13 protein-coding genes are annotated in these 13,116 nt (G+C 62.4%); 6 read left to right on the top strand and 7 right to left on the bottom strand.

Going from position 1 to position 13,116, the window contains the following annotated elements:
• Positions 1-210: 210 nt before the first annotated feature.
• Positions 211-990 (bottom strand): exodeoxyribonuclease III, encoded by a 780-nt coding sequence (locus M5C01_RS09130; protein ID WP_003176915.1) that lies wholly within the window; start codon positions 988-990, stop codon positions 211-213.
• An 83-nt stretch (positions 991-1,073) separates the two neighbouring features.
• On the opposite strand from M5C01_RS09130, the gene pyrE reads away from it, so the two are divergent.
• Together pyrE and M5C01_RS09120 are read left to right on the top strand one after the other, a co-directional pair.
• Positions 1,074-1,715 (top strand): orotate phosphoribosyltransferase, encoded by a 642-nt coding sequence (pyrE, locus tag M5C01_RS09125; RefSeq protein WP_152736668.1) that lies wholly within the window; start codon positions 1,074-1,076, stop codon positions 1,713-1,715.
• 36 nt (positions 1,716-1,751) lie between these two features.
• On the top strand, positions 1,752-2,309 hold the full coding sequence (locus tag M5C01_RS09120; RefSeq protein ID WP_152736669.1) for a DUF4124 domain-containing protein: 558 nt from the start codon (positions 1,752-1,754) through the stop codon (positions 2,307-2,309).
• A 191-nt stretch (positions 2,310-2,500) separates the two neighbouring features.
• Here M5C01_RS09120 and argB read toward each other — a convergent pair whose 3' ends face one another.
• From argB to coaBC, 4 genes are all read right to left on the bottom strand, one after another.
• Positions 2,501-3,406 carry an acetylglutamate kinase gene (argB, locus tag M5C01_RS09115; RefSeq protein WP_103497890.1) on the bottom strand — a complete coding sequence of 302 codons (906 nt, stop codon included), beginning with the start codon at positions 3,404-3,406 and terminating at the stop codon, positions 2,501-2,503.
• 64 nt (positions 3,407-3,470) lie between these two features.
• Positions 3,471-4,868: a phosphomannomutase/phosphoglucomutase gene (locus M5C01_RS09110; protein WP_218586065.1), complete on the bottom strand. Its 1,398-nt coding sequence runs from the start codon at positions 4,866-4,868 to the stop codon at positions 3,471-3,473.
• A 1,267-nt stretch (positions 4,869-6,135) separates the two neighbouring features.
• Complete coding sequence (gene dut, locus M5C01_RS09105) at positions 6,136-6,591, bottom strand: dUTP diphosphatase (protein WP_100942178.1); 456 nt, start codon at positions 6,589-6,591, stop codon at positions 6,136-6,138.
• A gap of 5 nt (positions 6,592-6,596) precedes the next feature.
• Entirely contained in the window at positions 6,597-7,805 is a 1,209-nt protein-coding gene (coaBC, locus tag M5C01_RS09100; RefSeq protein ID WP_100942177.1) for a bifunctional phosphopantothenoylcysteine decarboxylase/phosphopantothenate--cysteine ligase CoaBC, read from the bottom strand.
• A gap of 134 nt (positions 7,806-7,939) precedes the next feature.
• Here coaBC and radC point away from each other — a divergent pair, with 134 nt between their 5' ends.
• Positions 7,940-8,614, top strand: coding sequence for a DNA repair protein RadC (gene radC / locus M5C01_RS09095; protein ID WP_100942176.1), 675 nt, complete (start codon positions 7,940-7,942; stop codon positions 8,612-8,614).
• Positions 8,615-8,676: 62 nt separating this feature from the next.
• Here the strand turns inward: radC and M5C01_RS09090 are convergent, their stop codons facing one another.
• A complete protein-coding gene (locus M5C01_RS09090) occupies positions 8,677-10,266 on the bottom strand; it encodes an ABC transporter substrate-binding protein (RefSeq protein ID WP_152736671.1) in 1,590 nt (529 codons plus the stop codon).
• 450 nt (positions 10,267-10,716) lie between these two features.
• Here M5C01_RS09090 and rpmB point away from each other — a divergent pair, with 450 nt between their 5' ends.
• The 3 genes from rpmB (at position 10,717) to M5C01_RS09075 (ending at position 12,668) form a co-directional block, all read left to right on the top strand.
• A complete protein-coding gene (gene rpmB / locus M5C01_RS09085; protein ID WP_007921114.1) occupies positions 10,717-10,950 on the top strand; it encodes a 50S ribosomal protein L28 in 234 nt (77 codons plus the stop codon).
• A 12-nt stretch (positions 10,951-10,962) separates the two neighbouring features.
• Positions 10,963-11,118, top strand: a complete 156-nt coding sequence (gene rpmG, locus M5C01_RS09080; RefSeq protein ID WP_003177274.1) for a 50S ribosomal protein L33 — start codon at positions 10,963-10,965, stop codon at positions 11,116-11,118.
• A gap of 161 nt (positions 11,119-11,279) precedes the next feature.
• Positions 11,280-12,668, top strand: a complete 1,389-nt coding sequence (locus M5C01_RS09075; protein WP_152736672.1) for a hypothetical protein — start codon at positions 11,280-11,282, stop codon at positions 12,666-12,668.
• On the opposite strand, the gene M5C01_RS09070 is transcribed toward M5C01_RS09075, so the two are convergent.
• A complete protein-coding gene (locus M5C01_RS09070) occupies positions 12,669-13,031 on the bottom strand; it encodes a cupin domain-containing protein (protein WP_103497897.1) in 363 nt (120 codons plus the stop codon).
• Positions 13,032-13,116: the final 85 nt, after the last annotated feature.

Here is a 13,116-nt window from a genome sequence, read left to right as displayed (position 1 = left end):
TTCCTGCGAGGTTTGTGGCGTTTTTGAGGGCCTGTTCGCGGGCAAGCCCTGCTCCTACAGTATTGTGTCGTACACAGATTTTGTGCTCGACGGCGAACTGTAGGAGCAGGGCTTGCCCGCGAAGACGGCCGCACAGGCATCGCCATATCCAGCGGCGACACGCAAAAAAGCCGACGCGAAGTCGGCTTTTTTGTCACTGCGAAAAGACCCTTAGATGGTCAGGGTCCAGTCGTAGTCGACGATCAGCGGCGCGTGCTGCGAGAAACGCGGCTGGCGCGGCAGGCGTGCGCTACGGACAAAACGGCGCAGGCCCGGGGTCAGCAGCTGATAGTCGAAACGCCAGCCGAGGTTGAGCATCTCGGCCTGTTCGTTATCCGGCCACCAGCTGTACTGGTCGCCTTCGCGGCTGACTTCGCGCAGGGCATCGACATAACCCATGTTGCCGACAATCTCGTCCATCCAGGCCCGTTCCGGCGCCAGGAAGCCCGGGGATTGCTGGCTGTCGCGCCAGTTCTTGATATCCAGCTTCTGTTGCGCGACGTACAGCGAGCCACAGTAGATGTATTCGCGACGTTTGCGCCGCTGTTTATCCAGATAGCGGGCGAAGTCGTCCATAAGCTTGAACTTCTGGTTCAAGTCTTCATCGCCGTTCTGCCCCGAGGGAAGCAGCAAGGTCGCGATGCTGACCTTGTCGAAATCGGCTTGCAGGTAGCGCCCGTAGCGGTCTGCCGTCTCGAAACCGAGACCGCTGATGACAGCCTTCGGTTGCAACCGCGAATACAGAGCCACGCCACCCTGGGCGGGGACTTCGGCATCGCAGGCATAAAGGAAGTAGCCATCCAGTTGGAAGGCTGGGTCGTCCAGTTCAAAGGCGGAGGCGCGGGTGTCCTGCAGGCAGATGACGTCGGCATTCTGAGCTTGCAGCCAACTGAGCAAACCACGCTCGACTGCGGCCTGAATACCATTGACGTTCACACTGATGATCCGCATAAATGGCCCCAAAAATCACGTGCGTGTATGATACCCCAAGGTCTACCTAATTAGCTAAATCCGTGGTATTTGGGGCTTTTTTCATGCAGGCGTATCAACGCGACTTCATTCGTTTTGCCATCGATCGCGGGGTTTTGCGCTTCGGTGAGTTCACCCTGAAGTCGGGACGTACCAGTCCTTACTTCTTCAATGCCGGTCTGTTCAACAGCGGTTCGGCCCTGGCCCAGCTGGGGCGTTTCTATGCGTCGGCGATTGTCGAGAGCGGTATTGCGTTCGACGTGCTGTTCGGCCCGGCCTACAAGGGTATCCCCTTGGCGGCGGCCACCGCCGTGGCCCTGGCCGAGCATCACGGGCGTGATCTGCCCTGGTGTTTCAACCGCAAGGAAGCCAAGGCCCACGGTGAGGGCGGCAGCCTGGTCGGCGCGCCGCTGGCCGGCGATGTGCTGATCATCGACGACGTGATCACCGCCGGCACCGCGATCCGTGAAGTGATGCAGATCATCCAGGCCCAGGGCGCCAAGCCTGCCGGCGTGCTGATCGCACTCAACCGCCAGGAACGCGGCAATGGCGAGCTGTCGGCGATCCAGGAAGTCGAGCGTGACTTCGCGATCCCGGTGGTCAGCATCGTGTCCCTGACCCAGGTCCTGCAGTTCCTGGCCGACGATGAGCAGCTCAAGCAGCATTTGCCTGCGGTTGAGGCTTATCGCGCGCAATACGGAATCTGACCTCCCTTGCGCGGTGGGTATCGGTGGTTGCCCCTGATGCTCTGTGTGTCCTTTGCCGTTCAGGCCGAGGACGCATCCGGCGTGCTGTTGTATCGCTATGTCGACGGCAAGGGCGTCACGGTGCTCGACCGCCAGGTGCCGCCGGAGTACGCGGGCAAGGGTTATCAGGTGCTGAACTCGCGTGGTCGGGTGGTGCAGACGATTGCGCCGGCGCCGACGGCCGAGGAGTTGGCGCGCTTGCAGGCGCAGAAAGCCCAGGCCGATGCCAATGCGCAGCTGTTGCAGCGTTATTCCAGCGTCGGCGAGGTCGACAAGGCCCAGGCTCGGAAACTCGCTGAGCTGGACGCGATGATTGCGAGTATCCAGACCAACCTCAACGCCTTGCTGGCGCAGCAGGCCAGTTTGCAAGGCCAGGCGGCGGAGCAGGAGCGGGCGGGGCACGAGGTGCCGTCGCAATTGCTCGGGCAACTCGCGGGGCTGCGGGATGAGCAGGCGCGGATGAGGGCCGATATTGCCCGCTACCAGGCGGCACGGGTCCAGGCGCAGCAGGATTTTGCCCTGGATCGGGCGCGGGTGGAGCAATTGACGCGCTGAGGTGTGGTCGGCGCGAGCCTGTAAATACTGCCTTGACCCTCGCTCGTAGCGACGGCCGACGTGATCCCTGTAGGAGCCTGGCTTGCCAGCGAAGAGGCCCTTGAGTCTTGCAGAGATCTTGCGGGCCTCTTCGCTGGCAAGCCAGGCTCCTACAGGGGGTATTGCGTTTTCGAGTCCGTGCTTCGGCTTGATCAGTGACGCTTGCGATTGCTGATCAGGGTGCCCATGCCGGTATCGGTAAAGATCTCCAGCAGCACCGCGTTCGGCACGCGACCGTCGATGATCAGCGAGCTGCCAACCCCGCCCTGTACCGCTTCCAGCGCGCAACGGATCTTCGGCAGCATGCCGCCATAGATGGTGCCGTCGGCGATCAGTCCATCCACCTGGGTGGTGCTCAGGCCGGTCAGGACCTTGCCTTCCTTGTCCATCAGGCCGGCAATGTTGGTCAGCAGCATCAGCTTCTCGGCCTTCAGGGCCTCGGCGATCTTGCCCGCCACCAGGTCGGCGTTGATGTTGTAGGACTCGCCATTGGCACCCACGCCGATCGGTGCGATCACCGGGATGAAATCACCCTTGACCAGCAGGTTCAGCAGATCGGTGTTGATCCCGACCACTTCGCCGACCTGGCCGATGTCGATGATTTCCGGCTGGGTCATTTCCGGGGTCTGGCGGGTCACGGTGAGCTTTTTCGCGCGGATCAGCTCGGCGTCCTTGCCGGTCAGGCCGATGGCGCTGCCGCCGTGACGGTTGATCAGGTTGACGATGCTCTTGTTTACCTGGCCGCCGAGAACCATTTCCACCACGTCCATGGTTTGGGCGTCGGTCACGCGCATGCCGTCGATAAAGTGGCTCTCGATGGACAGGCGCTTGAGCAGGTCACCGATCTGCGGGCCACCCCCGTGGACCACCACCGGGTTGATCCCCACCGCTTTCATCAACACGATGTCGCGGGCAAAACCGGTTTTCAGCTCTTCGCTTTCCATGGCGTTGCCGCCGTACTTGATCACCAGCGTCTTGCCGACGTATCGGCGGATGTAAGGCAACGCTTCGGAAAGAACCTTGGCGGTATTGGCAGCGGCATCGCGTTCGAGGGTCATTCAGGGCTCCGGTGGAACAAGTGGTCGGACGGTGCAAAGACTACGCTTTTACACCGTCCAGAGGTCAGAACGGTAGTGGGAGATCAGGTGCAACACGTTTCAATTGGGCGTGGAACACGTCCTTGATGCGCTGCAATTCGGCTTCGCTGTCGGCTTCGAAGCGCAGGACCAGCACCGGGGTGGTGTTGGAGGCGCGGACCAGGCCCCAGCCCTGGGGATAGTCGACCCGCACACCGTCGATGGTGGTCAGGTTGGCATCGCCCCAGTCGGCGTCGCGTTGCAGTGCATCAATGATGCTGAATTTGCTCTCGTCGGTCACATTGATATTGATTTCCGGCGTGGAAATATCGTTCGGGAAGGTCGCGAACAGCTCCTCGGCGCTGGATTTCTCCTGGCTGAGGATCTCCAGCAGGCGCGCGGCGCTGTAGATACCGTCGTCAAAACCGAACCAGCGTTCCTTGAAGAAGATATGGCCGCTCATTTCGCCGGCGAGCAGGGCGCCGCTTTCCTTCATTTTCTTCTTGATCAGCGAGTGACCGGTTTTCCACATCACCGGACGACCGCCGTATTCGCGGATCAGGGGCGTCAGGCGGCGGGTGCACTTGACGTCGAAGATGATGTCCGCGCCAGGGTTGCGCGCCACCACGTCCTTGGCGAACAGCATCAGCAGGCGGTCGGGGAAGACGATGCTGCCGGTGTTGGTCACCACGCCGACGCGGTCGCCGTCGCCGTCGAAGGCCAGGCCCAGGTCGGCATGGCTTTCCTTGACCTTGGCGATCAGGTCCACCAGGTTCTCGGGCTTGCCCGGGTCCGGGTGGTGGTTGGGGAAGTGGCCGTCGACCTCTTCGAACAACGAGATCACTTCACAGCCCAGGGCTTCGATCAGCTTGGGAGCGATGACCCCGGCGGCGCCGTTGCCGCAGTCGACCACCACCTTGAGTTTCCGCGCCAGCACGATGTCGTTGCGGATCTGCTCGAAGTACGGGGTGAGGATGTCGACTTTCTCGACGCTGCCCTTGCCGCTGCTCAGGTCGTTGTTCTTGAGGCGGGTGTGCAGGGCCTGGATCTGCTCGTTGGCCAGGGTGTCGCCAGCGATGACGATCTTGAAACCGTTGTAGTTCGACGGGTTGTGGCTACCGGTGAGCATCACCCCGGACTTGCCGGCCAGCACGTTGGCGGCGTAGTACAACGCCGGGGTCGGCACCAGGCCGACATCGCTGACGTGGCAGCCGCTGTCGTGCAGGCCCTGGATCAACTGCTGGACCAGCTCCGGCCCGGACAGGCGACCGTCACGGCCGACCGACACGTTGGGCTCGCCCTGGGCCAGGCTCTGGGCGCCGATGGCGCGGCCGATCCAGTAGGCGGTTTCGCCGTTCAGGGTCTCCGGGACCGTGCCACGGATGTCGTAGGCGCGGAAGATGCTGTCAGGGAAGCTCGGGATGGCAGGTGCGGTGCTGTTCATGGTGTGGGGGGGCTCCGTTCCCAGGAAATCCTGGTGTTCGTCGAGAATATCGATATCGAGAATGTCGGTGTCTTGGAACAGCGGATCGGCCCAGACGGTACTTGGCGTCGTAGACTGGATCGGCGCGGGGGCGCTGCGGATCGCGGTGCCTGGATCACTGCCGACAGGCTCGGGATGACCATTGCGCAAGGAAAAGCGCGCCAGTTCCTGGGCCAGCCCATTGAGGGCCGGCAGGCTCAAGCTGAAGGCTTTGACGGCTTTGCCGCCGGAGAGTTCGCGAAACAGTTGCTCCAGCTGTCGGGCATCGCCGTCGAGACGGTTCTGCAGGCGTTTGTACGGCAGGTAGGTGCCCAGCAGGGCGCCGCCGAGGGCGAGCAGGGCGGCGAGGGCTGTCAGGGCGTAGGCGCTCAGGGGATAGGACAGTTTGAGCGAGGGGCCTGGGCTGAATTTCAGCGTCCAGTTGGGGTTGCCGGTACCAAAGGCAACGCTTTCGTCGGTTGCCGCCGTTCCGCGCTGGTCCAGCACCTGTTCCGGGCTGCCGAGGACGCTTTGCGTCAGGCGCAGTTCGCCGGTCTCCGGGTGGAATGTGCTGAGGGATTGGAGCAGGCGTTGCAGGTCGAAGACCAGCAGCAGGGTGCCGCTGCTTTGGGTGGCGGCGGGCGCCTTGAGTGAGGCCACGCTGTAGACCAGCCAGCGCTGGCCGATCTTGTAGGCTTCCGGTGCGGGTCGGGTGCCGCGCTCGGCGCGGGTGATCAGGTCCAGCGCCGAGAAATTCAGCGGCGCGGCGCGGTCATTGCTCGGTTGGGCCTGGCCGGGCAGGTAGAGTTGCGCGTCCACCAGGCCGCTGGCGAAGCGCAAGCCGGCTTCCGCGGCCTTGACCTGGTCGGCGTTCTGGCTTTGCAGGGCCTTGAGCAGCGAAGGATCAAGGGCCGTTGCCTCGGTCTGGGCGATCAGGTCGCTGCTGGCCTGGCTCAGGCCCGCGGCCGCGACGGCACCCGGGGTCTGCACCAGGCTGCCGCGCAGCGCCTGGTTCCAGGGCGCGACTACGCCAAACCACAGGAGCGCGGCGGCCAGGGCCAACCCGCCCAAGGCAATCTGCAATCCCGGTAACAGGGGCCTGGTGGCGTCGCCTGGAGGCGCATGGCCGTTGCTTTCATGACCGCCGGCGGTCTTTGCACTGCGCTTGAAGCCTTTCAAATACTGCCTCCGAGAGGGTCATCCTGAAATTCAACGCGCACCGTTCGGACCGGGCCTGGACCAGCTTAGGTCAATGGCTGCCCGAATGCCCGAAGCCGCCGGCACCGCGTTGGCTTTCGTCAAAGGTTTCAACCAGTTCGAAGTGCGCCTGGACCACCGGCACCAGCACCAGCTGGGCAATCCGTTCGCCGACGACGATGTTGAAGGCGGTCTGGCCACGGTTCCAGCAGGACACCATCAGTTCGCCCTGGTAGTCGGAGTCGATCAGGCCCACCAGGTTGCCCAGCACGATGCCGTGTTTGTGACCCAGGCCGGAGCGCGGCAGGATCAGGGCCGCAAGGCCTGGATCGCCGATGTACACCGACAGGCCGGTGGGGATCAGCAAGGTCTGGCCCGGTTCCAGTACGGTGTCCTGCTGGAGCATGGCGCGCAGGTCGAGACCGGCGGAGCCGGGCGTGGCGTACTGCGGCAGCGGGAATTCGCCGCCGATGCGTGGGTCGAGGATCTTGGCTTGCAAAGCGTGCATGAAAATTAAACCTGGTTCAGTCGTTCGGCGATAAAGGAAACCAGCTGGCGGGCAATCTTGCCTTTGCTGGTCTGGGCAAACAGCGTCGCGTGGAGCTCGCGGTCGATCACGCTGCAGGCGTTTTCCTCGCTGTTGAAGCCAATGCTGGGGTTGGCCACGTCATTGGCGACGATCAGGTCGAGGTTCTTGTCCTTGAGCTTGCGCGCGGCGTAGTCGAGCAGATGTTCGGTTTCGGCGGCGAAACCGACACTGAACGGGCGGTCGGCGCGGCTGGCGATGGTGGCCAGGATGTCCGGGTTACGCACCATCTGCAGCAGCAGGCCGTCGCCGTTCGTAGGGTCTTTCTTGAGTTTTTGCGGGGCAACGACTTCCGGGCGGTAGTCCGCGACCGCTGCCGAGGCGATAAACAGGTCGCAAGGCATGGCCGCTTCGCAGGCGGCGAGCATGTCGCGGGCGCTGACCACGTCGATGCGGGTCACCCGGTCCGGGGTCGGCAGGTGCACGGGGCCGGTGATCAGGGTCACCCGGGCACCGGCTTCCACCGCGGCTTCGGCCAGGGCGAAGCCCATTTTCCCGGAGCTGTGGTTGGTGATGTAGCGCACCGGATCGATGTTTTCCTGGGTCGGGCCGGCGGTGATCAGCACGTGTTTGCCGGTCATGGCCAAGTGCTGGAAGCAATCGGCGGCGCATTGCGCCAGGTCCGTGGCTTCGAGCATGCGCCCCAGGCCGACGTCGCCGCAGGCCTGACTGCCGGAGGCCGGGCCGAAGACTTTCAGGCCGCGGCTTTGCAGCAATTGGGTGTTGGCCTGGGTGGCCGGGTCGCGCCACATGGCCTGGTTCATCGCCGGGGCGATGGCCACGGTGGCGTCGGTGGCGAGCACCAGGGTGGTCAGCAGGTCGTTGGCGATACCCTGGGCCAGGCGCGCGATCAGGTCGGCGGTGGCCGGGGCGATCAGCACCAGGTCGGCCCATTTCGCCAGCTCGATATGGCCCATGGCGGCTTCGGCGGCCGGGTCGAGCAGGTCCAGGTGCACCGGATGCCCGGACAGCGCCTGCATGGTCAGGGGGGTGATGAACTCGCTGCCGCCACGGGTCATGACCACGCGCACTTCGGCGCCCTGGTCGAGGAGTCGGCGAACCAGCTCGGCGCTCTTGTAGGCAGCAATGCCGCCGCCGACGCCGAGAACGATGCGTTTCCGATACAGCCGCTGCATAGACCTGCCTTTTAGTCCGGTGATGGCGACCCCCTGACGACGCCTCCCCAGGCCAGATCAGGGGTAAAAATGATGGGCTAAGATAACACAGCGACCGCCAGGGAACAGCGGCGCCACAAGGACAGGGAGGTGGAATGAGTATTCGTGATTGGCCGGCGGCGGAGCGGCCCCGGGAGAAATTGCTGGAGCAGGGGGCGGCGAGCCTGTCGGACGCCGAGTTGCTGGCGATCTTTCTGCGTACCGGGGTTTCCGGGAAGAGCGCGGTGGACCTGGCCCGGCACCTGTTGAGTCGGTTCGGCAGCCTGCGCAATCTGCTGGAGTCCGACCAGCAGGCGTTTGGTCGCCAGTTGGGCCTGGGGCCGGCCAAGTTCGCGCAATTGCAGGCGGTGCTGGAGATGGCCCGACGGCATCTGGCCGAGCGCCTGCGCCGCGACTCGGTGCTGGAAAGCCCGCGGGCGGTCCGCGATTACCTCAAGGCGATGCTGCGTCATGAGCCCCATGAGGTGTTCGCCTGCCTGTTTCTCGACAGCAAGCACCGGGTGTTGGCATTCGAGCCGCTGTTTCACGGCTCCATCGACAACACCAGTGTCTATCCTCGGCAGGTGGTCAAGCGGGCGCTGGCGCACAATGCGGCGGCGTTGATCCTGTGTCACAACCACCCTTCGGGGGTTGCCGAGCCCAGCCAGGCTGATCACGTGCTGACCAAGCGGCTGAAAACGGCACTGGAATATGTCGATGTGCGGGTGCTCGATCACTTTATCGTCGGCGAGGGCGAGCCCTTGTCGATGATGGAGCGGGGCTGGATGTAGCGGTCCGGGAACGATCCCCTGCAGGAGCCGGCAAGCCGGCTCCTGCACAGGGTGTGCCGGTTTCAAGGCTTGAGGCTGACCTTGGAAAAATCCTGCCGCCCGAACGGACTCACTTCATAGCCCTGGACGTTCTTGCGCAGCAAGGCGAAGGCCGTCGGATGCGCCAGCGGCACCCACAGCGCCTGTTGCTGGATCTGCGCCTGGGCCTGCTCGTACAGCTTGCTGCGCACCCCTTGCTCGCTGGTGGTCTTGCCGGCACTGATCAGCTTGTCCAGGCCCGCATCGCAGTAGCGGGCGAAGTTGGTGCCCGATTTCACCGCCGCACAGGAGAATTGCGGGGTCAGGAAGTTGTCCGGGTCGCCGTTGTCGCCGGCCCAGCCCATGAACAGCAGGTCGTGCTCACCGGCCTTGGCCCGGCGGATCAGTTCGCCCCATTCGATCACGCGGATCTGCGCCTGGATGCCGACTTCGGCGAGATCGGCTTGCAACAGCTGGGCACCGAGGCTCGGGTTGGGATTGAGCAGGCTACCCGACGGACGTGTCCAGATGGTGGTCTGGAAACCGTCCTTGAACCCGGCCTTGGCCAGCAGGGCCTTGGCTTTTTCCGGGTCATGGGCGTAGCCGGGCAGGTCCTTGGCGTAACTCCAGGTGTTGGGCGGGTACGGCCCGTTGGCGGCCTCGGCGGTTTCTTCGAACACGGCCTTGAGGTAGCTGGTCTTGTCGACGGCGAGGTTGATCGCCTGACGCACCTCCGGTTTGTCCAGGGGGGGATGCTGGCTGTTGATGGCGACGAAAGCGGTCATGAAGGCCGCGGTTCTTTCCACCTTGAGCGTCGGCTCTTTACTGGCAGCCGTGACATCCAGGGGCTTGGGCGAGAGCGCGATCTGGCATTCGTTGCGCCGCAGCTTCTGCAGGCGAACGTTGGCATCGGGGGTAATGGCGAAGACCAGGTTGTCGACCGCCGGCTTGCCGGCGAAGTAGTCCGGGTTGGCGCTGTAGCGGATCGAGGCGTCTTTCTGGAACCGGCCGAACACGAACGGGCCGGTGCCGACGGGCTGGCTGTTGAGTTTTTCCGGGGTGCCCGCGGCCATCAGCTTGTCGGCGTATTCCGCCGGATAGATCGAGGCGAAGCCCATGCTCAGGGCCGCGAGGAAGGTCGAGTCGGGGTGGTCGAGGGTGAAGCGCACGGTCAGCGGATCAACCGCCTCGATTCGTTTGATCAGGCTCGGCAGTTGCAGCGACTGGGCGTGGGGGAAGCCGCTCTGGGCGATCTGGTGCCACGGGTTGGCCGGGTCGAGCATGCGTTCGAAGCTGAAGCGCACGTCGGCGGCGCTCAGGTCACGGGTCGGCTTGAAGTAGTCGGTGTGATGGAATTTCACCCCCGGATGCAGCTTGAACTCGTAGATCAGGCCGTCGTCGGACACGGTCCAGCTGTCAGCGAGGCTGGGCACCAGCTTGCCGCTGTCGGCGTCGAAGTCCACCAGGCGGTTCATCAGCACGTCGGCCGAGGCATTGGTGGTGCTCAGCGAGTTATACTGCACCACGTCGAACCCGTCGGGGCTGGCTTCGGTGCAGACGCTCAGGGTGCTGGCGGCCTGGGCCGACACCCCGAGGAAGGGGACGAGCAATAGCGGTAGGGCAGCGAGACGCATATTCAGTATCCTTTGCAGGTCGTTGTCCCATCTGCGAGTGCAGTCTGGAAAAGTCCTACCCTAGAGGTATGGACGGTAATTGACTATCCCGTTTTTAGCGGATTTTTCAGTTTGCCTGCTTCCCCCGATATTTTCACCGCACGGTTTGCCGGGCCTTTTGCGCCGCTGGCCGGTGTTGTGCGACGAGCGGCCTTTCAGGGCGCCAGCCCAGGTTGCTGGCGTCCTGGCCGGTCATTGACGGTGCGCCGTCGAGGTTTTAATCGCACTTGATGTTGTTGCACCTGAGTCTTTCTGGTATAAAGCAGCGCTCTTTTCTAGGGGCCCGGTTCCTTCGCTTGTAGGTGTAGCCGGTAAGACCCTTAAAGAAACGCGGCGCCTGGCGCCAAATGACTGAGAGATTAAGCGGCCAACCCATGCCGGGTTGGGCATGTGGTTTTAGAGGGCTGAGGCATGTCTAGAGTCTGTCAAGTTACCGGTAAGGGTCCGGTGACTGGGAATAACATTTCCCACGCAAACAACAAAACCCGTCGTCGTTTCCTGCCGAACCTGCAGCATCACCGCTTCTGGGTCGAGTCCGAGAAGCGTTTTGTGCGTCTGCGCGTATCCGCCAAGGGCATGCGTATCATCGACAAGCGCGGCATTGATGTCGTGCTGGCCGAACTTCGTCGCGATGGCAAGGTATAAGGGAGCTAAATCATGCGTGAATTGATTCGTTTGATCTCGAGCGCCGGTACTGGTCATTTCTACACGACTGACAAGAACAAGCGCACTACTCCGGACAAAATCGAGATCAAGAAATATGATCCGGTTGTTCGTAAGCACGTGATCTACAAGGAAGGCAAAATCAAGTAATTGATTTTGTTTTTCGAGAAAAACCCCGACTGGTTCGGGGTTTTTTTTCGCCTTTTTTCGGCCGGCTCCTGCCTATTGCGTGGCTGATTCCTACATTTTTCCCGTTGCGCCTTTCCTAGACTGGGGTGAACACCGAAAGGATGCGGATGTGGAGAACGCTCATGATGATTGCGAGGATGTTTGGAATTCTGCTGCTGGTGGTCCTGGCAGCGGGGAGTATTGCGGTTTCGGCGGCTCAGTCGGCCAAGGCCGAAACCAGTACCGATGCCTACGTACGCAGGATGATCGAGGCCACTCGGATCGGCTGGTCCGCATTGGCCGGGTTCAATGAAATCACCCGTGTGTTTGCGGATGTCCAGTTGTTGACCAGCGACGGGCAGCGGGCCTGGCTGATGAGCGCGCAGGGGGGGAGCGAGATCGATATGGAGGCGGTCAGGGCGCTTGGGGTTTCCTACGAATACAAATCCTTCGACAAGATCCTCTGGCGGGGGCGTCCGTCTGTCTTTATCGGTCTGGGAAAGGAACTGCCGGCGGACGAACTGCAGCGGCTGGAAGATCCGCGAGCGATTCCCGATGTGTTCAGTCTGGCAACCCACGAAGCCTTTCATTTTTACGCCGAGGACGAAAAGAGCTGGGCATTCTCCCCGGGATCGGATCGCAGCACTTTGTACCCTGCCGCCGCCGAGCCGCGCATGCATCGCAACCAGTTGATCCGTCACCTGCTGGCGGCGGCTCAGGGGCGGGCCGATGGTTTGCGGCGGGCCAGTTATTGGTATCGCCAATGGTCAAGCGGGTATGCCGACGAGTTGAAGCACATTCATGGCACTGATCGTTCCGAAGGTAGTGCGCGTTATGTGGAGGCGATTGTTCGGCCGCTGGTGCTGGGCGCGCGTCCACTCTCCCATGAGTGGTCGGTACTCATGCTTGAGGAACTGAGCCTGCTGGCGCGAGATGATTATCTGGCTGCCGATCATGAAAGCTATGCGTTGGGTGCTTTAGCCGGCTATCTGCTTGAGCAGCAGGGTGTGGACTGGCTGCCGCGCGTCGCCCGGGGAGAAACGCCCGTAGCGATGCTGCTGGATTCGGTGCCGCCTCTGGATACTCCCCCTGACGAGTTGATGGGGCGACGTATTCGGGAGGTCATTGCCGAGTCCAATCGACAGACAGCGCAAGTTTTCGATTCGTTCCTGCCGCATTTCAACGATCCGGCAGGGAAGCGTTTGCTGGTGCCGAACCAGGTTATGCAAGGGAGCTTCAATCCCACGCATTCCTACCGTCTGGCTACACAGCCCGAGAAAATTGAAGTCGGGATTGATGCCGCCTTCGTCTTGAACGATGGCCGCATTGACCTCAGGGCAGCGACGGTCGCTACCCATGTGAGCGAGGATTGTGGTCAGTTGGATCTTTACTGGATCTTGGCCCTGACCAGGGACGAGTTCGAGAAAACCGCTGACAGTCGGATGCGTTTCGAGCGCGATGACATCAAGGTGGATATTCCCTACCCGGCCCAGCCTGCCCAGGATCCGCGTATCTGGTGCGTCCAGGTCTGATCAGGCTTTCTGCTCGAACACCACATAGATCTTGCGGCAGTGCTCCAGCACCTCCCAGGTGCCCTTGAAGCCCGCCGGGATCACGAAACGATCGCCGGCGCGCAGGGTCTTGGCGTTGCCGTCCGCGTCGCGCAGCACCGAGACGCCCTGGACGATTTCGCAGTATTCATGTTCGGTGTAGTTCACCGTCCATTGGCCCACCGCGCCCTCCCAGACGCCGGCATTCATCTGCCCGCAGGGGCTGCCATAGTGGTTGTAGATGGTTTGCTCGGGATCGCCCTTGAACACTTTCTCCTCTGCCGGGCGAAAGCGTTCCGGTACGGTGGTGGCTTCGCTGAAATCGACGATGTCCTGGATACTCATGGTGCTCTTCCTCTGCGGTGACGGGCTTTGGGTCGCAAGCACCGAGTCTATGTTTATTAAAACGAACATGGCAACGGCGTTTGAC

Origin of the sequence: Pseudomonas sp. MWU12-2319 (genome assembly GCF_023242525.1) — a bacterium.
GTDB classification, from domain to species: Bacteria; Pseudomonadota; Gammaproteobacteria; order Pseudomonadales; family Pseudomonadaceae; genus Aquipseudomonas; species Aquipseudomonas gingeri_D.
This window is presented reverse-complemented; position numbering and strand designations above follow the sequence as displayed.